General features: G+C 59.3%; 23 protein-coding genes. 8 read left to right on the top strand and 15 right to left on the bottom strand.

Annotated elements, in window-relative coordinates:
• Window positions 1-9: 9 nt before the first annotated feature.
• The 5 genes from ACU688_RS08090 to ACU688_RS08110 all read right to left on the bottom strand — a co-directional run bounded on the left by ACU688_RS08090 (window position 10) and on the right by ACU688_RS08110 (window position 6,369).
• The gene (locus tag ACU688_RS08090; protein WP_010212760.1) at window positions 10-936 is read right to left on the bottom strand and encodes a glutamate/aspartate ABC transporter substrate-binding protein; all 927 of its coding nucleotides are present in this window, start codon (window positions 934-936) and stop codon (window positions 10-12) included.
• Between the two features lie 312 nt (window positions 937-1,248).
• Window positions 1,249-2,787: a glycerol-3-phosphate dehydrogenase gene (glpD, locus tag ACU688_RS08095; RefSeq protein WP_448184310.1), complete on the bottom strand. Its 1,539-nt coding sequence runs from the start codon at window positions 2,785-2,787 to the stop codon at window positions 1,249-1,251.
• 302 nt (window positions 2,788-3,089) lie between these two features.
• Complete coding sequence (locus tag ACU688_RS08100; protein ID WP_061435475.1) at window positions 3,090-3,845, bottom strand: DeoR/GlpR family transcriptional regulator; 756 nt, start codon at window positions 3,843-3,845, stop codon at window positions 3,090-3,092.
• 83 nt (window positions 3,846-3,928) lie between these two features.
• A complete protein-coding gene (gene glpK / locus ACU688_RS08105) occupies window positions 3,929-5,434 on the bottom strand; it encodes a glycerol kinase GlpK (protein ID WP_448184311.1) in 1,506 nt (501 codons plus the stop codon).
• Window positions 5,435-5,511: 77 nt separating this feature from the next.
• Window positions 5,512-6,369 (bottom strand): MIP/aquaporin family protein, encoded by an 858-nt coding sequence (locus ACU688_RS08110; RefSeq protein ID WP_448184312.1) that lies wholly within the window; start codon window positions 6,367-6,369, stop codon window positions 5,512-5,514.
• A gap of 326 nt (window positions 6,370-6,695) precedes the next feature.
• Between ACU688_RS08110 and ybaK the strand changes: the two genes are divergently transcribed.
• The gene (gene ybaK / locus ACU688_RS08115; RefSeq protein ID WP_305432868.1) at window positions 6,696-7,166 is read left to right on the top strand and encodes a Cys-tRNA(Pro) deacylase; all 471 of its coding nucleotides are present in this window, start codon (window positions 6,696-6,698) and stop codon (window positions 7,164-7,166) included.
• 136 nt (window positions 7,167-7,302) lie between these two features.
• Here the strand turns inward: ybaK and ACU688_RS08120 are convergent, their stop codons facing one another.
• Together ACU688_RS08120 and argF are read right to left on the bottom strand one after the other, a co-directional pair.
• On the bottom strand, window positions 7,303-8,412 hold the full coding sequence (locus tag ACU688_RS08120; RefSeq protein ID WP_448184313.1) for an ABC transporter ATP-binding protein: 1,110 nt from the start codon (window positions 8,410-8,412) through the stop codon (window positions 7,303-7,305).
• Window positions 8,409-9,329 (bottom strand): ornithine carbamoyltransferase, encoded by a 921-nt coding sequence (argF, locus tag ACU688_RS08125; RefSeq protein ID WP_026136991.1) that lies wholly within the window; start codon window positions 9,327-9,329, stop codon window positions 8,409-8,411. Before argF ends, ACU688_RS08120 begins: the two co-directional genes overlap by 4 nt.
• A 435-nt stretch (window positions 9,330-9,764) precedes the next feature.
• Between argF and ACU688_RS08130 the strand changes: the two genes are divergently transcribed.
• On the top strand, window positions 9,765-11,873 hold the full coding sequence (locus ACU688_RS08130; protein WP_448184314.1) for a molybdopterin oxidoreductase family protein: 2,109 nt from the start codon (window positions 9,765-9,767) through the stop codon (window positions 11,871-11,873).
• 77 nt (window positions 11,874-11,950) lie between these two features.
• Window positions 11,951-12,289, top strand: a complete 339-nt coding sequence (gene grxD, locus ACU688_RS08135; RefSeq protein ID WP_448184315.1) for a Grx4 family monothiol glutaredoxin — start codon at window positions 11,951-11,953, stop codon at window positions 12,287-12,289.
• A gap of 68 nt (window positions 12,290-12,357) precedes the next feature.
• Here grxD and bfr read toward each other — a convergent pair whose 3' ends face one another.
• On the bottom strand, window positions 12,358-12,828 hold the full coding sequence (bfr, locus tag ACU688_RS08140) for a bacterioferritin (protein WP_236460178.1): 471 nt from the start codon (window positions 12,826-12,828) through the stop codon (window positions 12,358-12,360).
• Between the two features lie 201 nt (window positions 12,829-13,029).
• Entirely contained in the window at window positions 13,030-13,248 is a 219-nt protein-coding gene (locus tag ACU688_RS08145; protein WP_003208706.1) for a bacterioferritin-associated ferredoxin, read from the bottom strand.
• Between the two features lie 241 nt (window positions 13,249-13,489).
• Here ACU688_RS08145 and ACU688_RS08150 point away from each other — a divergent pair, with 241 nt between their 5' ends.
• Window positions 13,490-14,092 carry a peroxiredoxin gene (locus tag ACU688_RS08150; RefSeq protein WP_003172097.1) on the top strand — a complete coding sequence of 201 codons (603 nt, stop codon included), beginning with the start codon at window positions 13,490-13,492 and terminating at the stop codon, window positions 14,090-14,092.
• A gap of 65 nt (window positions 14,093-14,157) precedes the next feature.
• On the opposite strand, the gene rnt is transcribed toward ACU688_RS08150, so the two are convergent.
• Window positions 14,158-14,829: a ribonuclease T gene (gene rnt, locus ACU688_RS08155; protein WP_017738287.1), complete on the bottom strand. Its 672-nt coding sequence runs from the start codon at window positions 14,827-14,829 to the stop codon at window positions 14,158-14,160.
• Window positions 14,826-15,872, bottom strand: coding sequence for a dihydroorotase (gene pyrC, locus ACU688_RS08160; RefSeq protein ID WP_032891786.1), 1,047 nt, complete (start codon window positions 15,870-15,872; stop codon window positions 14,826-14,828). The genes rnt and pyrC overlap by 4 nt, the downstream gene beginning before the upstream one ends.
• A gap of 156 nt (window positions 15,873-16,028) precedes the next feature.
• Between pyrC and ACU688_RS08165 the strand changes: the two genes are divergently transcribed.
• From ACU688_RS08165 to ACU688_RS08175, 3 genes are all read left to right on the top strand, one after another.
• Window positions 16,029-16,937, top strand: coding sequence for a flagellar protein MotY (locus ACU688_RS08165; RefSeq protein ID WP_448184316.1), 909 nt, complete (start codon window positions 16,029-16,031; stop codon window positions 16,935-16,937).
• A gap of 129 nt (window positions 16,938-17,066) precedes the next feature.
• Window positions 17,067-18,284: an argininosuccinate synthase gene (locus ACU688_RS08170; RefSeq protein ID WP_017738284.1), complete on the top strand. Its 1,218-nt coding sequence runs from the start codon at window positions 17,067-17,069 to the stop codon at window positions 18,282-18,284.
• 628 nt (window positions 18,285-18,912) lie between these two features.
• Window positions 18,913-19,545 (top strand): response regulator transcription factor, encoded by a 633-nt coding sequence (locus tag ACU688_RS08175; protein WP_122719714.1) that lies wholly within the window; start codon window positions 18,913-18,915, stop codon window positions 19,543-19,545.
• 88 nt (window positions 19,546-19,633) lie between these two features.
• Here the strand turns inward: ACU688_RS08175 and ACU688_RS08180 are convergent, their stop codons facing one another.
• The 4 genes from ACU688_RS08180 to metG form a co-directional block, all read right to left on the bottom strand.
• Window positions 19,634-19,816: a PA3496 family putative envelope integrity protein gene (locus tag ACU688_RS08180; RefSeq protein WP_017738282.1), complete on the bottom strand. Its 183-nt coding sequence runs from the start codon at window positions 19,814-19,816 to the stop codon at window positions 19,634-19,636.
• 107 nt (window positions 19,817-19,923) lie between these two features.
• Window positions 19,924-20,562 carry an endonuclease III gene (gene nth, locus ACU688_RS08185; protein ID WP_124526112.1) on the bottom strand — a complete coding sequence of 213 codons (639 nt, stop codon included), beginning with the start codon at window positions 20,560-20,562 and terminating at the stop codon, window positions 19,924-19,926.
• 93 nt (window positions 20,563-20,655) lie between these two features.
• Window positions 20,656-21,849 carry an electron transport complex subunit RsxB gene (gene rsxB / locus ACU688_RS08190; RefSeq protein ID WP_448184317.1) on the bottom strand — a complete coding sequence of 398 codons (1,194 nt, stop codon included), beginning with the start codon at window positions 21,847-21,849 and terminating at the stop codon, window positions 20,656-20,658.
• Window positions 21,850-21,932: 83 nt separating this feature from the next.
• Window positions 21,933-23,984 carry a methionine--tRNA ligase gene (gene metG, locus ACU688_RS08195; protein ID WP_448184318.1) on the bottom strand — a complete coding sequence of 684 codons (2,052 nt, stop codon included), beginning with the start codon at window positions 23,982-23,984 and terminating at the stop codon, window positions 21,933-21,935.
• Between the two features lie 172 nt (window positions 23,985-24,156).
• On the opposite strand from metG, the gene apbC reads away from it, so the two are divergent.
• The gene (apbC, locus tag ACU688_RS08200) at window positions 24,157-25,251 is read left to right on the top strand and encodes an iron-sulfur cluster carrier protein ApbC (RefSeq protein WP_448184319.1); all 1,095 of its coding nucleotides are present in this window, start codon (window positions 24,157-24,159) and stop codon (window positions 25,249-25,251) included.
• Window positions 25,252-25,267: the final 16 nt, after the last annotated feature.

The raw sequence follows: 25,267 nt of genomic DNA on the forward strand, positions 1-25,267 counted from the left end.
AGTCAGGTATCAGATTTTTACGTCAGGCGCTGGTTTGTCGCTTGGGTTGGCGATCAGCTCCTTCACCTTGTCGCTCATCGGGAAGTTCAGGTTCAGGCCTTTTGGTGGGATCGGGCTCTCGAACCACTTGCTGTAGATCTTGTTGATCTCGCCGGATTTGTACAGGGCGACGATGGCGTCATCCACAGCTTTCTTGAAGGCTGGGTCGTCTTTACGCACCATGCACGCGTAGGCTTCGAAGGACTGCGGAGTACCGGTGATGACCCAGTCGTCCGGCTTCTTGGCCTTGGCTTCTTCACCGGCCAGCAGGGCGTCGTCCATCATGAAGGCTACGGCGCGGCCGCTTTCCAGCATCTGGAAGGATTCGCCGTGGTCTTTGGCGGAGATGACGTTCATGCCCATCTGCTTGTCGGCGTTCATCGCCTTGATGATGCGCTCGGAGGTGGTGCCGGCGGTGGTCACCACGTTTTTGCCTTTCAGGTCGGCAAAGTCAGCGTAGGACGGCTTGCCATCCTTGTCTTTCTTGACCAGCAGGCGGGTGCCGATTTCGAAGATGTTGACGGTGAAATCAACTTGCTGGGCGCGTTCGGCGTTGTTGGTGGTGGAGCCGCACTCGAGGTCCGCGGTGCCGTTCTGGATCAGCGGAATACGGGTTTGCGAAGTCACCAGGTTGTACTTGGCCTTCAGATCGGGCTTGTTCAGGTCTTTTTTCAGTTGTTCAACGACGGCCAACTGAATGTCGTGGGAGTAGCCCACTGGCTTGCCCGAACCATCCGCGATGTAGGAAAACGGAATGGAGCTGTCGCGGTGCGCGAGGGTGATGGTGCCGGAGTCGTTGATTTTCTTCAGTGTGCCGGTGAGTTCGGCGGCGAAAACTGGAGTGCTGATCAGAGCAGCAGCGATAGCTGCGCCCAGGATATGGGGAACGATGCGCATCAATACTTCCTCGACATTTGTTTTTTTTATGAAGCCGGCTAGACGGCTCTCTTGTACAGCGAATGCCCGTGACGGCTCCTGAGGCGTCTCAGGCAATCGTCATGGAGTGTAGAGCATGAGTCGTGCCAGACCTTAAATAAAAGGTTAACTCTATGATTTATAAGGTGATTAACTTTGTGTGACGGTGGGTTTTCCAAAAATTGATCCGGCAAACCGAATAGGTGCGGGAGTTGCGTTCGGAAAACCGAATGATCGAGCGCATAAAAAAGCCCCTGGACCTTACGGTGCAGGGGCTTTTGTACGATCGGTCTGTCAGGCCGCTTCAATCTTGCCGCGATTGCGCTCAACCTTGGACAGATAACGCTGCACGTTGTCCTGTTCCTCCGGGGTGGTGAACAGGCCGAGCTTGGTGCGACGCCACAGCACGTCCTGAGGCTGGGTTGCCCATTCTTCCGTGCACAGGTAATCGACTTCGCGGGTGTACAGGCCGCCACCGAGGTGGTCACCCAGGTCCGCCAGCGACTGCACGCCTTCTAGCAGGCGCCAGGTGCGGCTGCCGTAGGTGGTGGACCAGCGGCGCGCGATTTCGCTCGGTACCCAGTCGAACTTTTGGCGAATCGCTTCGGCCAGGGCTTCGGGCGTGGTCATGTCCTCGCCGCCAGGCAGGCTGGCCTTGGCGGTCCAGCTTGGGCGCATCTGCGTGAAGTACGGCGCCAGTTGCGCCATCGCCGACTCGGCGAGCTTGCGGTAGGTGGTCAGCTTGCCGCCGAACACCGACAGGATCGGCGCCTCGCCCGTGCCGCCGGAGAGCGCCAGGGTGTAGTCGCGGGTAATGGCCGACGGGTTATCGGACTCGTCGTTGCACAGCGGGCGTACACCGGAGTAGGTGTGCACGATGTCGTCGCGGCTCAGCTGCTTCTTGAAGTGGGCGTTGACCACCTTGAGCATGTAGTCGGTTTCACCCTCGGTGATCGCAACTTTCGCCGGATCGCCAGTGTATTCGCGGTCGGTGGTGCCGATGATGGTCAGGTGGTTCAGGTACGGAATGGTGAAGACGATGCGCTGGTCTTCGTTCTGAAGGATGTGGGCGTGGGCGCCTTCGTAGAGTTTCGGCACGATCAGGTGGCTGCCCTGGATCAAGCGGATGCCGTAGGGCGAATCCAGCTTGAGGTCATCCTTGATGAACTTGGCGACCCACGGGCCAGCAGCGTTTACCAGTGCGCGGGCGCGGATCGAGAACAGGCTGCCGTCGGCACGTTCCATGTTCATTTCCCACAGGCCCTTGCTGCGGTGCGCGCTGATGCAGCGGGTCTGGGTGTGGATATGCGCGCCTTTTTCACGGGCGGCCATGGCGTTCAGCACCACGAGGCGGGCGTCATCGACCCAGCAGTCGGAGTATTCGAAGCCTTTGGTGATTTCGCTTTTCAGCGGGCTGTCGGGGCCGAACTTGAGGCTTTTCGAACCGGCGAGTTTTTCCCGCTTGCCGAGGTTGTCGTACAGGAACAGGCCCGCACGAATCATCCACGCCGGGCGCAGGTGCGGGCGGTGCGGCAATACGAAGCGCATCTGCTTGACGATGTGCGGGGCTTTGGCCAGCAGCACTTCACGTTCGGCGAGGGCTTCGCGCACCAGGCGGAATTCGTAATGTTCGAGGTAGCGCAGACCGCCGTGGATCAGCTTGCTGCTGGCGGAGGAGGTGTGGCTGGCCAGGTCGTCCTTTTCGCAAAGGAACACCGACAAACCGCGCCCGGCTGCGTCTGCTGCAATGCCAACGCCATTGATCCCGCCGCCGATTACGGCGACATCATAGACTTCGGCAAGCGGTGGAGCAGGCAAGGTGGAAGGGTTCATCGGCTGGCCTCGCGATTTTTTCGTCTTGGAATTCGAACATTAATGTTCAATTGCGAAAATGGTAGCTGATAAACGCGCGCGCAGCCACCCGACTTTGATTGAAAAAATTCATCGAAGGGGTGGGGAAGGAAAATTTGTGAACATGAGCCTGATGCAGGCTTGGGAGGTTGGTGCTAGGTGGATCGCATTCGCGAGCAAGCCCGCTCCCACATTTGATCGCATTCCTAAGCTGGAACTCGGTCAAGTGTGGGAGCGGGCTTGCTCGCGAAGGCAGCGGTGCAGTCGCCGGAGAAGCTGAAGGTTTAAACGACTTCCAGCCGCACCTTATGATCACTCAACAACTGCACCAACGCCGGCACCGGCTGTTGGTCGGTGACCAAACAATCCACCAAACTGATCGGCCCCAAGCGAATCATGGCGTTTCGCCCGAATTTGCTCGAGTCCGCTGCCAGAATCACCTGGCGCGCGTTGGCAATAATCGCCTGGGATACCCGCACTTCCTGGTAGTCAAAGTCGAGCAAACTGCCATCTTCATCAATGCCGCTGATGCCCACCAAGGCAAAATCCACCTTGAACTGGTTGATGAAATCCACACTGGCCTGGCCCACCACGCCACCATCACGGCGCACGTTGCCGCCGGTCAACAGCACGTCGAAGTCGTCCTTGGCGCTGAGCATGGTGGCGACGTTGAGGTTGTTGGTGATGATTTTCAGGTGGTTGTGGTTGAGCAGCGCGCGGGCGATGGATTCGGTGGTGGTGCCGATATTGATGAACAACGAGGCGTGGTCGGGGATCTGTGCGGCAATGGCTTCGCCGATACGCTGTTTCTCGTCGCGCATCTGGTCGGCGCGCATGGCGTACGCGGTGTTCTCGACGCTGGAGTCATAGGCCGCGCCGCCGTGGTAGCGGCGCAGCAGATTGGCGTCCGCCAGCTGGTTGATATCGCGGCGGATGGTTTGCGGGGTGACGACGAACAGCTGCGCCATTTCCTCGATACTGACGTAGCCGCGTTCGCGGACCAGTTCGAGGATTTGTTGTTGGCGGGGAGGCAGATTCATTGGGCGTCCTTTGGGCTGCCATACAAAAGTGGCCCATGATGCCGCAGGAATCCGCTCCCGGCCAGTTACAACCGGACGTTGGCTTATTCGGCGCCTTCGTGGGGCTCCCAGTCGCGGGTGCGGCTAACGGCTTTTTGCCAGCCGGCGTAGAGCTTCTCTTTGGCCGCTTCGTCCAGCTGCGGTTCGAATTCGCGCTCGGTCACCGCCTTGCCGCGCAACTCGTCCAGGCTGCCCCAGAAGCCGCACGCCAGGCCAGCCAGGTAGGCCGCGCCCAGTGCAGTGGTTTCGCGCATTTGCGGGCGCTCGACCTGGGTGCCGAGGATGTCGGCCTGGAATTGCATCAGGAAGTTGTTGGCCACGGCGCCGCCGTCCACACGCAGGGCTTTGAGGCGTTCGCCGGAGTCCTGTTGCATGGCGTCGAGCACGTCACGGGTCTGGTAGGCAATGGACTCCAGGGCTGCACGAATAATGTGATCCACGCGTACGCCACGGGTCAGGCCGAACAGTGCGCCACGGGCATACGGGTCCCAGTACGGAGCACCCAGGCCGGTGAAGGCGGGCACCAGGTACACGCCGTTGCTGTCTTTCACTTTACCAGCGAAGTATTCGGTGTCATGGGCGTCGTTAATGATTTTCAGCTCATCACGCAGCCACTGCACGGTGGAACCGCCGTTGAATACAGCGCCTTCCAGGGCGTAGGCCACTTCGCCACGCGGGCCGCACGCGATGGTGGTGAGCATGCCGTGCTTGGACTTTACGGCCTTGTCGCCGGTGTTCATCAGCAGGAAGCAGCCGGTGCCGTAGGTGTTCTTGGCCTGGCCGGCTTCGACGCACATCTGGCCGAACAGCGCGGCCTGTTGGTCGCCGGCGATACCGCCGATGGCGATGCCGCTTTTGGTGCGGCCGTAGATTTCCGACGACGACTTCACTTCCGGCAGCATCTCGCGCGGAATGTCGAGGATCTCCAGCATCTTCGCATCCCACTCCAGGGTGTGGATGTTGAAGAGCATGGTGCGCGAGGCGTTGGTGTAGTCGGTGACGTGGGTCTTGCCGCCGGTAAATTTCCAGATCAGCCAGCTGTCGACGGTGCCGAACAGCAGTTCGCCGTTGCGCGCACGCTCGCGGCTGCCTTCGACGTTGTCGAGGATCCACTTGAGCTTGGTGCCGGAGAAGTACGGGTCGGTGACCAGGCCGGTGGTGTCGCTGATGTACTGCTCGTGGCCGTCGCGCTTGAGCTGCTGGCAGATCTCGGTGCTGCGGCGGCACTGCCAGACGATGGCGTTGTAGATCGGGCGGCCGGTGATCTTGTCCCACACCACGGTGGTTTCACGCTGGTTGGTGATACCGATGGCGGCGACCTGGTCATGGTGCAGGCCGGCCTGGGCCAAGGCCTCGACCATCACCGCGCTCTGGGTAGCGAAGATTTCCATCGGGTCATGTTCGACCCAGCCGGCTTGCGGGTAATGCTGGGCGAATTCGCGCTGGGCGGTGCACACCACGTTGGCGTCACGATCAAAGATGATCGCTCGCGAGCTGGTGGTGCCTTGGTCGAGGGCGATGATGTAGTTCTTATTCTGAATATCGGTCATGTCGAATGCCTTGGGAAATAAGAAAGTCGGTAATCAGCCTGGGCCGCAAAAGGGCAGGTACGTCCAGGCTGGCGCTATCAGGAAATACGGGTCTTGCCGTTGACAGCCGTGTCAGGTGTTTCTTCAGCTATAGCAGGAGCGGCACTTGGCAGATGACGGGCAATCAACCCGCGATAGGCCGCAGCACCCAGGCATGCGCCGACAATCGGCGCGAAAACAGGAATCAGGAAGTAAGGAATATCGCGGCCGCCGGTAAAGGCTATTTCACCCCAGCCAGCGAAAAAGGTCATCAGCTTGGGCCCGAAATCCCGCGCCGGGTTCATCGCAAAGCCGGTCAACGGGCCCATGGCGCTACCGATCACGGCGATCAGCAGGCCGATCAGCAGCGGAGCCAACGGGCCGCGTGGCAGGCCGTTGTTGTCATCGGTGAGGGCCATGATCACGCCCATCAGGATCGCGGTGATGACCACTTCCACCAGGAACGCCTGGGCGGTGCTCAACAGCGCATGGGGGTAGGTGGAGAACACCGACGCCAACTCCAGGCTGGCCTGGGAGCCGCGCACCATATGGTGGGTTTGTTCGTAATCGAAAAATAGATTGCTGTAGAGGGTGTACACCAGGGCGGCCGAGCAGAAGGCGCCAGCGACTTGGGCGAGAATGTAGAAGGGCAGTTTGCGCTTTTCGAAGTCGGCGAAAATACACAGGGCGATACTCACCGCCGGGTTGAGGTGAGCCCCGGAAATACCGGCGCTCAGGTAGATCGCCATGCTGACGCCAACCCCCCAGATAATGCTGATTTCCCACAAACCAAAACTGGCACCCGCGACCTTGAGCGCAGCGACGCATCCTGTACCAAAGAAGATCAGAAGCGCAGTCCCCAGGAATTCGGCCATGCATTGGCTCGAAAGTGAAGGCTGTTGAAGAGCAGTTGTCATGGAAAACCTCAGTTGTTGTTCTTGTCTGGCGCACGCTCTCAACGGAGTGTTGCGCGATTTTCACCGTGGCAAGGATCCCCATCCCGGACACGGCTTACTGCTCGAGTGCTGTAGGTGCATTCCTACAGCATTCGGAAACGAAAAAATATAGACAAGAATGACGGCTGTCAAAGGTCGAAAGTGAACCATTGGTCACTTTCAAACTATTGATCGGGTGAATGATCACGCTTGTAACATTGTGTGTGTACGGCGAAGCGTGCGCAGTAGAGCGTTTTGCGCGGGGTTGGCCTAGAATTGGCCATCTGTTTGCCACGCCTGGAGCCAGCATGACCCCTGCATTGGACCTGTTGAAAAAAGTTCGCGCCGAACATCGTATCCACAGTTATGAACATGATCCCAAGGCGGCATCCTATGGGCTGGAGGCTGCGGAGAAATTGGCGCTGGACCCAGCGCAGGTGTTCAAGACCTTGCTGGCCAGCAGTGAGAAGGGCGAATTATTGGTGGCTGTGGTGCCGGTCGTCGGAAGTCTGGACCTGAAGGCGCTAGCTCACGCTGCAGGTGTCAAGAAAGTCGAGATGGCCGACCCGGCGGCGGCGCAGCGCTCTACCGGTTACTTGCTGGGCGGGATCAGTCCGTTGGGGCAGAAGAAGCGCTTGCGTACATTTATCGACGAGACGGCGCAGCCGTTCGCGACGATTTTTGTGAGTGCGGGGAGAAGGGGGTTGGAGGTGGAGTTGCCGGCAGCGGTGCTGGCTGAGCATACCCAGGCCAAATTTGCGCCGATTGGGCGGGCTTGAACCTGTTTTGAAATGTCAGAAAATCTAACTGTGGGAGCGGGCTTGCCCGCGATAGCGGAGTGTCAGCCAAAGATGCAGTGGCTGATACGGCGCTATCGCAGGCAAGCCAGCTCCCACATTTCTTGATTCGGTTTTGTCAGTGAGCAGCGCTGTAGCGGCGTACGCCTGAGTCGGATTGCGGGATCTGCGCCGCAACACTGCCTGACGCTTGGAACAGTACGAGGTGTTCAGCCGCCACCCGAATCCCCACATCCGCACCCACCTGGTGGTCGGCATGGCTCGGGAAAATCGACTCCAGCTGCGCGCCCGTCGGCAGTTGCAGGCGGTACAAAGTCGATGCGCCGAGAAAGGTCTTGCCCACGATCCGCGCTTTCAAGGCACTGTCTGGCGCGTAGACGATGTCGTCGGGGCGCAGCAATACATCCACGGCACCACCGGTTGGCCAAGGATAGGCCCGGTTCCCGCGCAGGTCGCCCAGTTCGGTGCTGACCGAGTCCGGCGAACTCAATTGGCCACGAATGAAATAACCCTGGCCGATAAAGCTCGCGACGTAGGTTGTCTGCGGTTCGTGATAGAGGTTGTAGGGCGTGTCCCATTGCTCCAGGCGGCCTTCCTTGAAGACGCCGACCTGGTCACTCACGGCGAAGGCTTCTTCCTGGTCATGGGTCACCAGGATCGCACTGGTGCCGCGCGCCTTGAGGATGTCGCGCACTTCGTGGCTGAGCTTGCGCCGCAGTTCGCCGTCGAGGTTGGAGAACGGCTCATCCAGCAGCAGCAGTTGCGGCTCCGGCGCCAGGGCGCGGGCGAGGGCAACACGTTGTTGCTGGCCGCCGGAAAGCTCGTGGGGGAAGCGCTTGCCCAGGTTTTTCAGGTTGACCAGTTCCAGCAGCTCGGCGACCACGCGGTCTTTTTGCGGGTGCTTGCGAATGCCGAAGGCGATGTTGTCCGCCACGCTGAGGTGGGGAAACAGCGCGTAGTCCTGGAACACCATGCCGATGCGACGTTTCTCCGGTGCCAGGGTGAAACCGGCGCTGGAGATCACTTCGCCCGCCAGGCTGATTTCCCCTTCGTGCACCGGCTCAAACCCGGCGATCGCGCGCAGGGTGGTGGTCTTGCCGCAGCCCGAAGAGCCCAGCAGGCAGCCGATGTCGCCGGCGTTGAGGTGCAGATTGAGGTTCTGCACCACCCGTTGATCTTGATAGCCGCATGCCAGATTGCGCAGGTTCAGCAGGAATGGCTGGCTCATGCGTGGTGGTACGACGGCGGGACGAGGAATTCGAGCAGGGCTTTTTGCGCATGCAGGCGGTTTTCAGCTTGATCCCAGGCGACCGAACGGCTGTCGTCCAGCAGGTCCAGGCTGATTTCTTCGCCACGGTGAGCCGGCAGGCAGTGCATGAACAGCACGTCCGGTGCGGCCAGGTCGAGCAGGGCACGGGTCACCTGGAACGGCGCAAACAGGGCCAGGCGCTTGGCGGTTTCTTCTTCCTGGCCCATGGAGGTCCAGACGTCGGTGCTGACCAAGTGCGCGCCCATCACTGCTTCGCGTGGGTCGCGTACAACGGTGACGCGCTCGCCGGCTTGTGCCAGGAAACGGGCGTCAGGCTCGTAGCCTTCCGGGCAGGCAACGCGCAGTTGGAAGTCGAACTGGATCGCCGCTTCTATATAGCTGTTGCACATGTTGTTCCCGTCGCCAATCCAGGCCACGGTCTTGCCCTGGATCGAACCGCGATGCTCAAGGAAGGTTTGCATATCGGCCAGCAGCTGGCAGGGGTGCAGGTCATCGGACAGGCCGTTGATCACCGGTACGCGAGAGTGGGCGGCAAATTCGGTGACGGTGCTGTGGGCAAAGGTGCGGATCATCACCGCATCGAGCATGCTCGACATCACGATGGCGCTGTCGGCGACGGTCTCGCCACGGCCCAGTTGGGTGTCGCGCGATGACAGGAAGATGGCTTGGCCGCCCAGTTGGATCATGCCGGCTTCAAAAGACACGCGGGTGCGGGTCGAGGATTTCTCGAAAATCATCCCGAGCACGCGGTTTTTCAAAGGCTCGAACAGTACGCCGCGGTTACGCAGGTCTTTAAGCTCAATGCCTCGACGGATCACGCTGACCAGCTCTTCGGGCGTGCAATCCATCAGGGAGAGAAAGTGCCTTGCGCTCATCATTAACTACCTTTTTGCAACAGACCGCAGATACTCAAAGCCTTGTTTATTGTGACAACGGGCGAGACCTGCGGCGAAAGCCGCACGGGGCGACGAAATAGGGGAAGGCGCGATATTGACATTAAATGTCGCGTCTTACCAATAGGGGCTACGTTTTTAGGGGTGTTCAAGAAGGGCGCCTGAGCGCTTTTGAAGACGAATTCCTGACAGCAGCGCGCCATTTGTACACTGGCCCCGCAACCTTTTGCAATCCGCCGGGGCGGGCCTGGGCCGGGTTGTGTCGGTTTCAGCGGCGATGTGCGAAGTTTCTGAAACATTTACTCATGCTTACCCATGGCTTGGCCTGATGTACGCCGATTCACGGGGCGAACCTTGGTGGCGCCCCAGCCGGTCGCGGCCCATAGTTGAATCAAAGCCCTAATAAAGAGACTGGCCATGACCAAGACTCTCCATCACCGTGCCTGCCATCTGTGTGAAGCCATTTGCGGCCTGACCCTGGAAACCACCCGCGCCGACGACGGCAGCCTGGCGATCACCTCGATCAAGGGTGACGCGCTGGACACGTTCAGCCGTGGCCATATCTGCCCCAAGGCCGTGGCGTTGCAGGATATCCAGAATGACCCCGATCGCCTGCACCAACCGATGTTGCGCGTGGGCAGCGAGTGGCAGCCTATCCCGTGGGAAGAAGCGTTTGCGCTGGTAGCCGAGCGTCTGGCAGGCATCCAGGCCCGGCATGGGCAGAATGCGGTGGCGGTGTATCAGGGCAACCCTAGCGTGCACAACTATGGGCTGATGACCCACAGCAACTACTTCCTCGGCCAACTCAAGACGCGCAACCGGTTCTCCGCAACCTCGGTGGACCAGTTGCCCCATCACCTCACCAGTCACCTCATGTACGGTCATGGCTTGTTATTGCCGATCCCGGATATCGACCACACCGACTTCATGCTGATCCTGGGCGGCAACCCGCTGGCGTCCAACGGCAGCATCATGACCGTGCCCGATGTAGAGAAACGCCTGAAAGCCATCCAGGCCCGGGGTGGCAAGGTGGTGGTGGTCGATCCACGGCGCAGCGAGACGGCGGCGATGGCCGACCAGCATATATTTGTGCGCCCTGGTGGGGATGCGGCGTTGCTGTTTGCAGTACTCAACACGTTGTTTAGTGAAAACCTGACCCGCGACAGCCATTTGCCCGTCGAAGGCCTGGAGGATGTGCGACGCGCCATTGCCGGGTTTACTGCTGAGGCCATGAGCCGCCAGTGTGCGGTGCCGGCCGAGCAGATCCGCCAGTTGGCGCGGGACTTCGCCGCGGCGGACAAGGCTGTGTGTTATGGGCGCATGGGGGTTTCGACCCAGGCGTTCGGCACGCTGTGCCATTGGCTGGTGCAGTTGATCAACCTGGTCACCGGTAACCTGGATCGGGTCGGCGGTGCGTTGTGCACGTCGCCAGCGGTGGACCTGGTGGCATCCACCGGCGGCGGGCATTTCAATCGCTGGCAGAGCCGGGTTTCCGGGCGCCCCGAATATGGCGGCGAGTTGCCGGTGTCGGCCTTGGCCGAAGAGATGTTGACGGAGGGCGAAGGGCAAATCCGCGCGCTGGTGACGGTTGCCGGTAACCCTGTGTTGTCCACGCCGAACGGCCGTCAGTTGGAGCAGGCCCTGGATAGCTTGGAGTTCATGGTCAGCATCGACCTCTATATCAACGAGACCACGCGTTACGCGGACTTGATCCTGCCGTCCACCTCGGCCCTGGAAAACGATCACTACGACACCACCTTCAATATGTTCGCCGTGCGTAATGTCACCCGCTTCAACCGGGCGATCTTGCCCAAGCCGCAAGGCGCGTTGCATGACTGGGAGATCTTTGTCGGTTTGGCCCAGGCGTTCGCCGCGCGGACGGGGGCGGCGCTTAAACCGACCATGGCGCCGGCGCAGATGATCGACTTTGGACTACGGGCCGGGGCGTACGGTGAAGCGTCCGAGCATAAGCTGTCCGTCGCGATGCTGGCCGATCATCCCCATGGCGTGGATTTGGGGCCTCTCAGGGCCAACCTTGCCCAGCGTCTGAAAACCGTAGATGGCAAGGTGCAGGCGGCGCCAGCGGTGATCCTTGCCGACCTGGCGCGGTTTGCAGCGCAGCCGCTGCCTGGGGCTGACGAGCTGTTGTTGATTGGGCGCCGGCATGTACGCAGCAATAATTCCTGGATGCATAACTATCACCGCTTGGTGAAGGGCAAGCCGAGGCATCAGCTGTTGATGCATCCCGATGACCTGTCCAGCCGGCAGTTGAGTGATGGCCAGCGGGTGCGTGTGAGCTCGCGCATCGGCATGATCGAGGTGGAAGTGCTGGCCAGCCTCGACATGATGCCCGGCGTAGTCAGCCTGCCTCACGGTTGGGGGCATGGCCGCCCGGGCGTGCAGATGAGTATCGCCAGTGGGCAGCCGGGGGCGAGTGCGAACGACTTGACCGACGAACGGCAATTGGACGAGTTGTCGGGCAACGCTGCGCTCAATGGCGTTCCGGTGCAGGTCGCAGCTGCCTGAGCACCCGGCTGGAATTTTGCGTTACAATGCGCCACCGTGCCGACCTGTGAGTCGCAAAGTTCCAGCCGAGGTGTTCCATGGATATCATCGAAACGATCAAAGAGCAGATTGCTGCCAACACCATTCTGCTTTACATGAAGGGCGCACCTAACGCTCCTCAGTGCGGTTTCTCCGCGAAGGCGTCCCAGGCCATCATGGCGTGCGGCGAGAAATTCGCTTACGTGGATATCCTGCAAAACCCTGAAATCCGCGCCAACCTGCCGAAGTACGCCAACTGGCCTACGTTCCCACAACTGTGGGTGGCCGGTGAGCTGGTCGGCGGTAGCGACATCATCGTTGAGATGGCGGCTGATGGTTCACTGCAAGCGCTGATCAAAGACGCAGCGGCAAACGCGGCGGCCAAGACCGACGCTTGATGCGCTTGCAATAAAAAGCCCCGCTTCTCGTGAGAGAGCGGGGCTTTTTTGTACCTGCGCGTTAGGCGTTATTCGCCCATTTGCGATTGCAGGTAGTTCTCCAGGCTGACTTTGATGATCAGGCCTAGTTGGGTTTCCAGCCAGTCGATGTGTTCTTCCTGGTCTTCCAGAATATCTTCCAGCAGTTCGCGGCTGCCGAAGTCGCCTTTGGTTTCGCAGTGAGCGATGGCGGCCTTGAGGTCGCTGTGGCTCTTCTGTTCGAACTTGAGGTCGCTGCTGATCATTTCCTGGGTGTGCTCGCCGATGTTCAGCTTGCCCAGGTCTTGCACGTTCGGCAGGCCTTCGAGGAACAGGATGCGCTTGATCAGCGCGTCGGCGTCCTTCATGGCCTTGATGGACTCTTTGTATTCGCGCTTGCCGAGCTTTTCCAGGCCCCAATCGTCATACATGCGTGCATGCAGGAAGTACTGATTGATCGCGACCAGTTCATTGGCAAGGATTTTGTTGAGTTGCTGGATGACTGAGATGTCGCCTTTCATGACTGGGGTCCTGCCCTGTAATCGCTGTGTATAAGGCGGAGTTTGAGCGGCGAAAACCTTAGTGTCAAACCTAAGTTATTGAATAATAAATGAAAATTAATCGGAATAAGAATGTTTGTGTTCCGCGTCTCGGCGCTAACTAATTGAATTGCGGGCATAAAAAAACCGGACACTAAGTCCGGTTCTTTAAAACACGCCTATTTAAGCGTGTGTAAATTCTGCTGAATAGGGGATCGCGGCCTGGGCTGTTTGCAGCTGTGTCAGGGTTTCCCGTACGACTTGCTTGGCGAGGCAGGCACATTTGCCGCACTGGCTGGCAACGCCGGTGGTTTCACGCACTTCCTTGTAGCTGCAGCAACCTTCGTAGATTGCTTCGCGGATTTGTCCGTCGGTGACGCCAGTACAGAGGCACACATACATAGGGAGAACCGTCGCGGGTTTAAGGCTTAAGTGCGGTGGATCTTAATGTTAACGAGAATGATTGTCAAAGTAGATTCGTAGGGTATTCGCTGCTACGCCCCCTTCGCTGACGAACGGTTTTTTCAGTGTATGATGGTCGGTCTTCACGAAGCGTGACTGCGTCACAGGGCTGTCGCTTAAGCGCGCCAGACTGGGCGGGTCCTTTTACTTCAATCGTCACCCCAACATCAGGAGATACCCAATGAGCGTACTCGTCGGCAAACAAGCCCCGGATTTCGACGTACCCGCCGTCCTCGGCAATGGCGAAATCGTTGACAGCTTCAAGCTGTCTGAAGCCATCAAAGGCAAATACGGCCTGGTGTTCTTCTACCCGCTGGACTTCACCTTCGTCTGCCCTTCGGAGCTGATCGCTCTGGACCACCGCATGGACGACTTCAAGGCGCGCAACGTTGAAGTGGTAGCCGTTTCCATCGACTCCCATTTCACCCACAACGCCTGGCGCAACACCGCCATCAATGATGGCGGCATCGGCAAAGTCAAATACACCATGGCTGCCGATATGAAGCACGACATTGCCAAGGCCTACGACGTAGAGTCCGAAGGCGGCGTGGCTTTCCGTGGCGCATTCCTGATCGATGACAAGGGCGTTGTACGCTCCCAGATCATCAACGACCTGCCACTGGGTCGTAACATGGAAGAGCTGATCCGCCTGGTCGACGCTCTGCAATTCCACGAAGAGCACGGCGAAGTCTGCCCAGCCAACTGGAAAAAAGGCGACAAAGGCATGAACGCTTCGCCAGAAGGCGTTGCGGCTTACCTGACCGAGAACGCTGGCAAGCTGTAAGCCAGAGTCGAGGTACAAAAAAACCGGCCTGAGAAGGCCGGTTTTTTTATGGGTGGGAAATGGCTTCAGTCGCCGAAATCTTCCCAGCCGCCCATCTGCTTCCAGCGATTGACGATGCCGCAGAACAGATCGGCCGTCTTCTCGGTGTCGTAGCGCGCCGAATGGGCTTCGCGACCGTCAAAGTCGATACCGGCTGCCTGGCAGGCTTTGGCCAGTACGGTCTGGCCGTAAGCCAGGCCCGCCAACGTGGCGGTGTCGAAGCTGGAGAACGGGTGGAACGGGTTGCGCTTCATGTCCAACCGCGCCACGGCGGCGTTCAGGAAGCCCAGGTCGAAGCTGCTGTTGTGCCCGACCAGGATCGCGCGTTTACAGCCATTGGCTTTCAATGCCTTGCGCACGCCACGGAAGATATCGGTCAGCGCTGCTTCTTCACTCACGGCCATGCGCAGTGGGTGATCGAGCTTGATGCCGGTGAATTCCAAAGCGGCTGCTTCGATATTCGCGCCTTCAAACGGCTCGACGCGGAAGAAGTGGGTGTGTTCCGGGAACACAAAACCCTGCTCATCCATGCCGATCGTGGTCGCGGCAATTTCCAGCAACGCGTCGGTGGCGCAATTGAAACCACCGGTTTCTACGTCGATGACAACCGGCAGATAGCCGCGAAACCGCTCGGCCATCGGGTGGCGGGAGCCGCCACCACTGTGCTCGTGTTCGTCGTCGTAATGGTCTTCACTCACTTGCTTTCCTCCAGCAGGCGCCAGCGCAGTGTTTCACCGGCGCGCAGCGGGATAACGGTCAGCTCGCCAAACGGCAGGCTGGCAGGGGCGGTCCAGTCTTCACGGACCAGGGTGATGCGGTCGGTATTCGCCGGCAGGCCGTAGAAACGCGGGCCGTTGAGGCTGGCAAAACCTTCAAGCTTGTCCAGGGCATTGCGCTGCTCGAACGCTTCGGCGTACAGCTCGATCGCCGCATAGGCGGTGTAGCAACCGGCACAGCCGCACGCGGCTTCCTTGGCGTGCTGGGCGTGGGGCGCCGAGTCGGTGCCGAGGAAGAATTTCGGATTGCCGCTGGTCGCCGCATCCAGCAACGCCACCTGGTGGGTGTTGCGCTTGAGGATCGGCAGGCAATAGAAGTGCGGCCGAATCCCGCCCACCAGCATGTGGTTGCGGTTGTACAGCAGGTGATGGGCGGTAATGGTCGCGCCGACGTTGGCCGAAGCCTCGGTGACGAACTGCACGGCATCGGCGGTGGTGATGTGTTCGAACACCACCTTGAGGGTCGGGAACAGCTCGACCACACGGCGCATATGCTCGTCGATGAAGATCTTCTCGCGGTCGAACACGTCGACGTCGCCACGGGTGACTTCACCGTGGATCAGCAACGGCATGCCGACTTCGGCCATGGCTTCGATGGCCGGCAGGATCTTGTCGATACTGGTCACGCCGGAATCGGAGTTGGTGGTCGCGCCAGCCGGGTACAGCTTGGCGGCGTGCACGTAGCCGCTGGCCTTGGCTTCACGAATCTCTTCGGGCTGGGTGCGGTCGGTGAGGTAGAGCACCATCAGCGGTTCGAAGCGGCTGCCGGCCGGCCGCGCAGCGAGGATACGCTGGCGATAGGCGTCGGCTTCAGCGGCATTACGCACCGGAGGTACCAGGTTAGGCATGATGATGGCGCGGCCAAACGTGCGCGCAACATCGGCCACGGTTTGGGGCAACGCAGCACCATCGCGAAGATGAATATGCCAGTCGTCGGGACGCAGCAGGGTCAGGCGGTCGGACATTGGGGATTCCAGGCGGGTCAATCTGGTGGGAATGCTACCGGAAAAGACTCTTGCAGGCACTCGCTATCAAGTTTTGCAGGATGCATCCGATAGCCTTTCGTATGCCTTATCGATGTATGACGCTTTGAAGTGTTGTAGAAACCAGTGGAGCCTCCCGTGCGCCAGCAATATCTAGCCCTGCTCAGTGTGTTCGCCAGCCTGCCTGCGATGGCCCTCACGTTCCAGACACGTCTGGAGAATATTGAGTGGAAGGTGGAGGGCGACAAGTTTGAGTGCCGTCTGACCCAGCCGATCACCGACTTCGGTTCGGGTGAGTTCGTGCGCCGGGCGGGCGAGCAGGCGACATTTCGTCTGAAAGCCTATGGCGGATCGCTGGGGGCAGGCTCGGCCACCTTGTTGGCCGCCGCTGCACCGTGGCAGCCTGGCCGGGGTGATATCAACCTGGGTGCGGTGCGGGCCGGCAGTGGCGATGTGTTGTTCAACAGTTCCCAGGCCCAGGCGGGGCGGTTGTTCAACGGCTTGCTGGAGGGGCGCTCGCCGACGGTCCGGCACTACGGGCGCGAAGGCGGCTACTCGGAAATCCGCCTGTTGCCGGTGCGCTTCAACAAGGCCTACAGCGACTACCAACTGTGTACCGCCAAGTTGCTGCCGATGAACTACGACCAGGTCAAGCAGACGGAAGTCGGCTTCCCTGGTGGTGGCATTGAGCTGGACGCCGCAGCCAAGCAGAAGCTGGCGGTGATCCTTGAGTTCATGAAGGCTGACCCTACCGTCAACCACATCGAACTCAATGGCCATTCGGACAACAGCGGCAATCGCCTGACCAATCGCGATGTTTCGCGTCGGCGCGCCTTGGCAGTCATGGAGTACTTCAAGGTCAACGGCATCCAGGAGTCGCAGGTCACCCTGCGTTTCCACGGCGAAAGCTACCCGCTGGCGCCCAACACCAATGCCGCCAACCGGGCGCGCAACCGCCGCGTCAATATTCAGCTGGAACGGGTGGCAGCCCCCGAGAAGCCGGCGCCCACGGCCACTGGGCCAAGCAACCCAGCCGCTACCTCATAACGTGTGACCATCGGTCGCTCGTTCGACATAATCTGTCGCTTTATCTTCATTTGCTGTCGCGCCCCTGTAATTTCACGGTTTTGATCGGTAGAATCGTCGCCTTTCCGTACAACCCCGTGGAGTGATGGCATGGCCGACGTAAACAAGGTCGTTCTCGCGTATTCCGGCGGCCTGGACACTTCGGTGATCCTCAAGTGGCTGCAGGATACTTATAACTGTGAAGTGGTGACCTTCACCGCTGACCTGGGTCAGGGCGAAGAGGTCGAACCTGCACGTGCCAAGGCGCAAGCCATGGGCGTGAAAGAGATCTACATTGACGACCTGCGCGAAGAATTCGTCCGCGATTTCGTTTTCCCGATGTTTCGCGCCAACACCGTCTACGAAGGCGAGTACCTGCTGGGTACCTCCATCGCACGTCCGCTGATCGCCAAGCGCCTGATCGAAATCGCCAACGAAACCGGCGCTGACGCCATTTCCCATGGCGCCACCGGCAAGGGCAACGACCAGGTACGTTTCGAACTGGGCGCCTACGCCCTCAAGCCAGGCGTGAAAGTGATTGCCCCTTGGCGTGAATGGGACCTGCTGTCCCGTGAAAAGCTGATGGATTACGCTGAAAAGCACGCAATCCCGATCGAACGTCACGGCAAGAAGAAGTCCCCGTACTCGATGGACGCCAACTTGCTGCACATCTCCTATGAAGGCGGCGTGCTGGAAGACACCTGGACCGAGCACGAAGAAGACATGTGGAAATGGACCGTCTCCCCGGAGAACGCTCCAGACAAGCCGCAGTACCTGGAACTGACCTACCGCAACGGCGACATCGTCGCGCTGGACGGCGTCGAAATGACTCCGGCCACCGTGCTGGCGACCCTGAACCGTATCGGTGGCGAACACGGCATCGGCCGCCTCGACATCGTCGAGAACCGTTACGTGGGCATGAAGTCCCGTGGCTGCTACGAAACCCCGGGCGGCACCATCATGCTGCGTGCCCACCGTGCTATCGAGTCCATCACCCTGGACCGCGAAGTGGCTCACCTCAAAGACGAGTTGATGCCCAAGTACGCCAGCCTGATCTACACCGGCTACTGGTGGAGCCCTGAGCGTCTGATGCTGCAACAGATGATCGATGCCTCCCAGGCCCACGTGAACGGCGTTGTGCGCCTGAAGCTGTACAAGGGCAACGTGATCGTCACTGGTCGCAAGTCCGATGAGTCGCTGTTCGACGCCAACATCGCTACCTTCGAAGAAGACGGCGGCGCCTACAACCAGGCGGACGCAGCGGGCTTTATCAAGTTGAACGCATTGCGCATGCGCATTGCGGCCAACAAAGGTCGCAAGTTGTTCTGAGTGTCCCAGACGCTTTAAGAGAGGCCCCTTGTTCAAGGGGCCTTTTTTTTGCTTGTTGAAAAATGAGAGGCGAGTCAGGGCTTGTGTTTATTAATGTTTAAAAAGTGTTGAAAGTTGTCTTTTGAGAATTTGATGGCGGTAGGAAAGGGTTAGAGGTCGGCGTATTAAGTGGAAAATGAATTAATTACACCAGGATAGGAACTATGTCTTACAGATAATTCACTCATGTAGGTGTGATATAGGTGTTTCTGAGTGAAATATCTGTAGGAAATTATGGTGTAAGTGAATGTGTTTAAGGGAACTGAAATGACAGGGTTTTTCTTGCCGACTTATCTGCGCGAAGGCGTTAAGCAAGGGACATTTGCTGAAAGTCGTGTGCGCTACCTTTACCTCCTACCCCTGAGTCGTTGGATATTTCATTCAAGATATGTGTGGTTCCAGAAAAGTCTGAAAGCCTCCGTAAAACTCGATACATCCGAGTTAGTGTTTTTTTGTAGGCTTATTCCTATATCGTTGTGGGTTGGGTCTCTGCGTGCAGTTACTCAGGGGGGAACGCTATGCCAACCAGGAAACGACTAGGCTATTGTGTTTGCTCTGAATAATTCGAACAGCGAAATTGGACTTTCTTATGAATAAAGTGCTGATCGTGGATGATCATCCCGTCATTCGTCTTGCTGTACGTATGCTAATGGAGCGTCATGGTTATGAGGTCGTTGCCGAGACCGATAACGGTGTCGATGCGTTGCAACTTGCACGGGAACATATGCCGGACATCGTTATATTGGATATTGGCATTCCAAAGCTCGATGGGCTGGAAGTTATCTGCCGGCTTTCCTCCGTCAAGCAGCCGGCGCCGTTCAAGGTGTTGGTGCTGACGTCTCAGGCGCCTGGCCATTTCTCCATGCGTTGCATGCAGGCGGGCGCTGCGGGTTACGTATGCAAGCAGCAGGACTTGACTGAGTTGTTGAGCGCCATCAAGGCGGTGCTCTCTGGTTACAGCTATTTCCCGAACCAGGCGTTGAATTCGGTGCGCTCAACCATGGGCAACGCGAGTGAGGCCGATATGGTCGAGCGCCTTTCGGGCCGGGAGATGATGGTGCTGCAGCAGTTGGCGCGCGGTAAAACCAACAAGGAGATCGCCGACGGCATGTTCCTGAGCAACAAGACCGTCAGTACCTACAAGACGCGTTTGCTGCTCAAGCTCAATGCACGCTCGCTGGTCGACCTGATTGAGTTGGCCCAACGCAACGGGCTCGTATAGGGGGGGCATCAACTGACGTGATATCCGGCCAGTGAGACCGCCAGAAAAAAGCCTCCGTCAGGGAGGCTTCTGGTCGTCAACGGGCAGGTCAGAGGTCGAAGTCGTAATCGGCCAGTTGTTTTTGCAAGCGTCGCTCTTCCAGAAGATTGTCGATAGTGCGACGTTTGCTTAGATTGGTCTTGGCTACCTCCGCAACGGGGGCTTCGCCATCGTCTTCCGATTCTGCAACGAGGTCGTCTTCTACATCCAGTTGTTCTTTGCCAGTGCTCATAAGGTTCACTCCGGGCTAAGACTGCCGTTGGCGCTCCTTATAACGATAATCCATGAATGGGTAAAAAAGATTTTTTCAATCGACTGATCGAAAAAAACAATGATTACTCAATCGTCGGACGTCTTGTCCTTGTATTCACACAGGTCTTCGATGCGACAGCTGCCGCAGCGTGGCTTGCGTGCCTGGCAAACATAGCGCCCGTGCAGGATCAACCAGTGGTGGGAGTCGAGCAGATAGGGCTTGGGCACGAACTTCATCAACTGGGTTTCCACCTCCACCACATTCTTGCCGCGGGCGATGCCCGTCCGGTTGCTGACCCGGAAAATGTGGGTGTCCACCGCCATGGTCAGCTGGCGAAATGCTGTGTTGAGCACAACGTTGGCAGTTTTGCGGCCTACACCGGGCAGCGCTTCCAGGGCTTCGCGTGTTTGCGGCACTTCACCGCCGTGCAACTCCACCAGCATCCGGCAGGTCTCGATGACATTCTTGGCCTTGCTGTTGTAAAGGCCAATCGTCTTGATGTATTCGGACAAGCCATCGACGCCCAGGGCATGGATCGCCTCCGGTGTATTGGCCACCGGATACAGTTTGGCCGTGGCCTTATTCACGCCCACATCAGTGGATTGTGCCGACAGGATCACCGCAATCAACAACTCGAACGGCGAGGAGTAGGCCAGTTCGGTTTTCGGTTCTGGATTGTCTTCGTGAAACCTGCGGAAAATTTCCAGGCGTTTTACGGCGTTCATGGGGCAGGCAGTTCCTTGCAGACGGTCGGCGTAAGTGTGAAAAGCGGTTCCAGGCACGGAGCCCTATATGCAACAACCTCAACAGGATAGAGGTCAGGCGCCGACATGGGTATCGACCTGGCGCTGCACCTCTTCCAGTTTGTGTTGCGCCGCAGCCAGCGCTTCTGCGTCGACGCCCGGTTGGCGCTGCAACTTGCTGACGTCCGCACGGGCATAGGCCAGGGCGGTTTTAAGCTGGCGCAGTTGGGCATCGATGGGGCGTTTTTCCACGCGCTGCAAGTCGGGGCGGGGTTGCTCGGAGATCGCCTCGGCGTCATGCAGGGCTTGCTCGGCAGCGGTCAATGCCGCGCTGAGTGTTGCCAGCTGTTGTTCGTCGGCGTGCTGTTCCTGAGCCTTTTTCAACTCGGCGCGCCGCATGGCCAACTGGATTTTCGCGCGCTTGAGCTCTGGGTCTTTGTTGGCCGGCAGCGGCGGTGGGCTGCTCGCCTCCAGCGCAGCGAGTGCCTGCTCCGCCGCTTCGAACTGTTGTTGCAGGATGATCAGTTGCGATTGTTGCTCAAACGTTGGCGGATGGCCGAAGGCTTTCAAGGATTTGTGCAGCTGCGCACGGCTCATGGCGACGCCGATCTTGGCTTTCTTGATAGCTGCATCCGAGGCAGCCTGCCCTGCATCTGCGGGTGCCGTGTGCGTCGGCACCGCGCGCTTGGCCCGTGCCAGGCGCTCTGCCAGCTGGCGTTGCTCTTCGCGCTGCAAGCGCCCGTTGCGCTGTTCAAAACGCCGCCGCGCCCGGTCACGCTTGAGGCTGCGTGCGTGGTGCTCATGTTGGTTGGCAGCCAACCCACCTACCATCGGTATTAGGTCAACCAGCGGCCGCATATCGATGCAGTCGACCGGGCAAGGCGCCACGCACAGGTCGCAGCCCGTGCACTCGTCGCTGATCACTGTGTGCATCAGTTTCGCGGCACCCACGATGGCGTCCACCGGGCACGCCTGGATGCACTTGGTGCAGCCGATGCACTCGGCTTCGCGAATGTAGGCAACCTGCGCTGGAGCTTCGCCCCGGCTGGCGTCCAGCGTCAGCACGGGGATGCTCAGCAGGTGCGCCAGGCCGACGATCGTCTCCTGCCCACCCGGCGGGCACTTGTTGATCGCCTCGCCTTTAGCGATGCCTTCGGCGTATGGCTTGCAGCCCGGGTGCCCGCATTTGCCGCATTGGGTCTGCGGCAGCAGCGCGTCGATACGTTGAATGAGGTTCATGCTGGGATCATTGGCATGCCGGCTAGACAAACAGAGCCTGATTATCCGGCAAGCGAGAAGAGTGGACTAGCGGAAAAGCCCTGTCGCCGAAACGACAGGGCTGTTTTGCAGGCTTACTTGATGCGTTGACCTGGCTTGGCGCCGCTGTCAGGGCTCAGCAGGTAGATTTCTTCACCGCCAGGGCCCGCCGCCATCACCATGCCTTCGGAAATACCGAACTTCATCTTCCGAGGCTTGAGGTTGGCAATCATCATGGTCAGGCGACCATCCAGCTTGGACGGGTCCGGGTAGGCGCTCTTGATCCCGGAGAACACATTGCGTTGCTCGTCACCGATATCCAGTGTCAGGCGCAGCAGCTTGTCGGCACCTTCCACCGCTTCGGCCTTGATGATCAGCGCGACACGCAGGTCCACGGCGGCGAAAGCGTCAAAGTCGATTTCCGGGGAAAGCGGGTCTTTGGCCAATTCACCATTGCCAGCGGGTGCAGCCGAGCCGGTGTCGGTCTGGCTGGCGACCAGGTCTTCTTTCGAAGCGTCGGTCATGGCCTGGACTTTTACCGGGTCGATGCGGGTCATCAGCGGCTTGAACTCGTTCAACTGATGGTTGCTGAGCAGGCTGGCGTGGTCGTTCCAGGTTAGTGGTGCGACGTTGAGGAACGCCTCGGCGTCGGCGGCTAGCAGTGGCAGCACCGGCTTGAGGAAGATCACCAGCTGGCGGAACAGGTTGACGCCCGTGGCGCAGATCGCCTGGACTTCAGCCTGCTTGCCTTCCTGTTTGTTCAACGACCACGGTGCCTTGTCGGCGATCCAGGCGTTGGCGCGGTCGGCCAGGCCCATGATCTCGCGCATGGCGCGGGCAAAGTCACGGGCCTCGTAGGCGTCGGCAATGCTTGGTGCGGCGGCCAGGAAGGCATCGGTCAGTTCCGGTGCGGCGTTTTCCGCCACCAGCAAGCCGGCGTTGCCCTTGTGGATAAACCCGGCGCAACGGCTGGCGATGTTGACGACTTTGCCCACGAGGTCCGAGTTGACCTTCTGTACGAAGTCTTCCAGGTTCAGGTCCAGGTCATCAACGCCACGGCCCAGCTTGGACGCGTAGTAGTAGCGCAGGTATTCCGGCGACAGGTGGTCCAGGTAGGTGCGCGCCTTGATAAAGGTGCCACGGGACTTGGACATCTTCTGGCCGTTGACCGTCAGGTAGCCGTGCACCGCGATGCCGGTCGGCTTGCGGTAGCCCGAACCTTCAAGCATCGCCGGCCAGAACAGGGCGTGGAAGTTGACGATGTCCTTGCCGATGAAGTGGTACAGCTCGGCCGTGGAGTCCTTGTTCCAGAACGCGTCGAAGTCCAGCTCCGGCGTGCGATCGCACAGGTTCTTGAAGCTGGCCATGTAGCCAATTGGTGCATCCAGCCACACATAGAAGTACTTGCCGGGCTCGCCAGGGATCTCGAAACCGAAGTACGGCGCATCGCGGGAGATGTCCCACTGTTGCAGGCCGCTGTCGAGCCATTCGGCGAGCTTGTTGGCCACGGCATCTTGCAGGGTGCCGCTGCGGGTCCAGCTTTGCAGCATCTGCTGGAAATCCGGGAGCTTGAAGAAGAAATGCTGGGAATCCCTGAGCACCGGGGTGGCACCGGAGATGGCCGATTTCGGGTCCTTCAACTCGGTAGGCGCGTAGGTTGCACCGCATTTTTCGCAGTTGTCGCCGTACTGGTCTTCGGTGCCGCATTTCGGGCAGGTGCCCTTGATGAAGCGGTCGGCCAGGAACATTTTCTTTTCCGGGTCGAAATACTGGGTGACCGACCGCTGGTCGATGTGCCCGGCTTCTTTCAAGCGCAGGTAAATCTGGCTCGACAGCTCGCGGTTTTCTTCGGAGTGGGTCGAGTGGAAGTTGTCGAAGTCCACCAGGAACTCGGCAAAGTCGGCGCTGTGTTCAGCCTGCACGTTGGCGATCAGTTGTTCCGGGGTGATGCCTTCCTTTTCGGCGCGCAACATGATTGCCGAACCGTGGGCGTCGTCCGCGCAGACATAAATGCATTGGTTGCCGCGATGCTTCTGGAAGCGCACCCACATATCGGTCTGGATGTACTCAAGCATATGGCCAAGATGGATGGAACCATTGGCATAGGGCAGGGCGCTGGTGACGAGGATCTTGCGTGGCTCGGACATGGGGCTCGGCTACTTGATGAAACGGAGGTCGGCCACTATAAAGCGCCGGGAAATATATTTCACCCCGTGGAGCTGTTTCAGCATCTTCCTGACCTGCGAAAGCATGCCGCTGAACGGCGGGAACGGTTAGGATAGCCGCCTGTTTCAGTCAGTCTTTTTTCGGGAGTAGCCCATGAGCGCCGTCAATCGCGCAGCGGTGGAAGCCGTTCTTCGCCAGTACACCGACCCTTATTTGAACCAGGACCCGGTCAGTGCCGGCTGTGTACGTGCCATCGAGGTACAGGGCGACCAGGTGTCGGTCCAGCTGGAGCTGGGCTATGCCGCAGGCCTGTTCAAGAGCGGCTGGGCGCAGATGCTGCAAATGGCCATCGAAGGCCTGGACGGCGTGCGTGCGGCCAAGGTCGACATCCAGTGCGTGATTGCGCCGCACAAGGCCCAGGCTCAGATCCCGGGGCTGGCCAACGTCAAGAACGTTGTCGCCGTAGCCTCCGGCAAGGGGGGGGTGGGCAAATCCACCACCGCAGCCAACCTGGCCCTGGCCCTGGCCCGTGAAGGTGCCCGCGTGGGTATCCTCGACGCCGATATCTACGGCCCGAGCCAGGGTGTGATGTTCGGTATTGCCGAAGGCACGCGGCCGAAGGTGAAGGATCAGAAGTGGTTTGTGCCGATCGACTCCCACGGGGTGGAAGTCATGTCCATGGCCTTCCTCACCGACGACAACACGCCGATGGTCTGGCGCGGGCCGATGGTCTCCGGGGCCCTGCTGCAACTGGTCACCCAGACGGCCTGGGGCGATTTGGACTACCTGGTGATCGACATGCCGCCAGGCACCGGTGATATCCAGCTGACCCTGGCACAGAAAGTCCCGGTGGCCGGTTCGGTGATCGTCACTACGCCGCAGGACCTGGCCCTGCTCGATGCCAAGAAAGGCGTGGAGATGTTCCGCAAGGTCAATATCCCGGTGCTGGGCGTTGTCGAAAACATGGCGGTGCACATCTGCTCCAACTGCGGCCACGCCGAGCATCTGTTTGGTGAAGGCGGCGGTGAGAAGCTGGCCACGCAATACGGTGTTGAACTGCTGGCCTCGCTGCCGCTGTCGATGCTGATTCGCGAGCAGGCTGACGGTGGCAAGCCCACCGTAGTGGCCGAACCTGATAGCCAGATTGCCATGATCTATCAGGAACTGGCCCGTCATGTTGGCGCACGCATTGTCTTGCAGGAAGCCGCGGCGCCGGCAATGCCGACGATTACTGTCAGCGACGACTAAGAGGCGTGAAGGGAAA

The organism is Pseudomonas acericola (SeqCode) (assembly GCF_053456465.1).

Coding starts and splice junctions, on each gene's coding strand:
- ACU688_RS08090 (WP_010212760.1), bottom strand. CDS start 936: ATGCGCATCGTTCCCCATATCCTGGGCGCAGCTATCGCTGCTGCTCTG.
- glpD (WP_448184310.1), bottom strand. CDS start 2,787: ATGAACCCTTCCACCTTGCCTGCTCCACCGCTTGCCGAAGTCTATGAT.
- ACU688_RS08100 (WP_061435475.1), bottom strand. CDS start 3,845: ATGAATCTGCCTCCCCGCCAACAACAAATCCTCGAACTGGTCCGCGAA.
- glpK (WP_448184311.1), bottom strand. CDS start 5,434: ATGACCGATATTCAGAATAAGAACTACATCATCGCCCTCGACCAAGGC.
- ACU688_RS08110 (WP_448184312.1), bottom strand. CDS start 6,369: ATGACAACTGCTCTTCAACAGCCTTCACTTTCGAGCCAATGCATGGCC.
- ybaK (WP_305432868.1), top strand. CDS start 6,696: ATGACCCCTGCATTGGACCTGTTGAAAAAAGTTCGCGCCGAACATCGT.
- ACU688_RS08120 (WP_448184313.1), bottom strand. CDS start 8,412: ATGAGCCAGCCATTCCTGCTGAACCTGCGCAATCTGGCATGCGGCTAT.
- argF (WP_026136991.1), bottom strand. CDS start 9,329: ATGAGCGCAAGGCACTTTCTCTCCCTGATGGATTGCACGCCCGAAGAG.
- ACU688_RS08130 (WP_448184314.1), top strand. CDS start 9,765: ATGACCAAGACTCTCCATCACCGTGCCTGCCATCTGTGTGAAGCCATT.
- grxD (WP_448184315.1), top strand. CDS start 11,951: ATGGATATCATCGAAACGATCAAAGAGCAGATTGCTGCCAACACCATT.
- bfr (WP_236460178.1), bottom strand. CDS start 12,828: ATGAAAGGCGACATCTCAGTCATCCAGCAACTCAACAAAATCCTTGCC.
- ACU688_RS08145 (WP_003208706.1), bottom strand. CDS start 13,248: ATGTATGTGTGCCTCTGTACTGGCGTCACCGACGGACAAATCCGCGAA.
- ACU688_RS08150 (WP_003172097.1), top strand. CDS start 13,490: ATGAGCGTACTCGTCGGCAAACAAGCCCCGGATTTCGACGTACCCGCC.
- pyrC (WP_032891786.1), bottom strand. CDS start 15,872: ATGTCCGACCGCCTGACCCTGCTGCGTCCCGACGACTGGCATATTCAT.
- ACU688_RS08170 (WP_017738284.1), top strand. CDS start 17,067: ATGGCCGACGTAAACAAGGTCGTTCTCGCGTATTCCGGCGGCCTGGAC.
- ACU688_RS08175 (WP_122719714.1), top strand. CDS start 18,913: ATGAATAAAGTGCTGATCGTGGATGATCATCCCGTCATTCGTCTTGCT.
- ACU688_RS08180 (WP_017738282.1), bottom strand. CDS start 19,816: ATGAGCACTGGCAAAGAACAACTGGATGTAGAAGACGACCTCGTTGCA.
- nth (WP_124526112.1), bottom strand. CDS start 20,562: ATGAACGCCGTAAAACGCCTGGAAATTTTCCGCAGGTTTCACGAAGAC.
- metG (WP_448184318.1), bottom strand. CDS start 23,984: ATGTCCGAGCCACGCAAGATCCTCGTCACCAGCGCCCTGCCCTATGCC.
- apbC (WP_448184319.1), top strand. CDS start 24,157: ATGAGCGCCGTCAATCGCGCAGCGGTGGAAGCCGTTCTTCGCCAGTAC.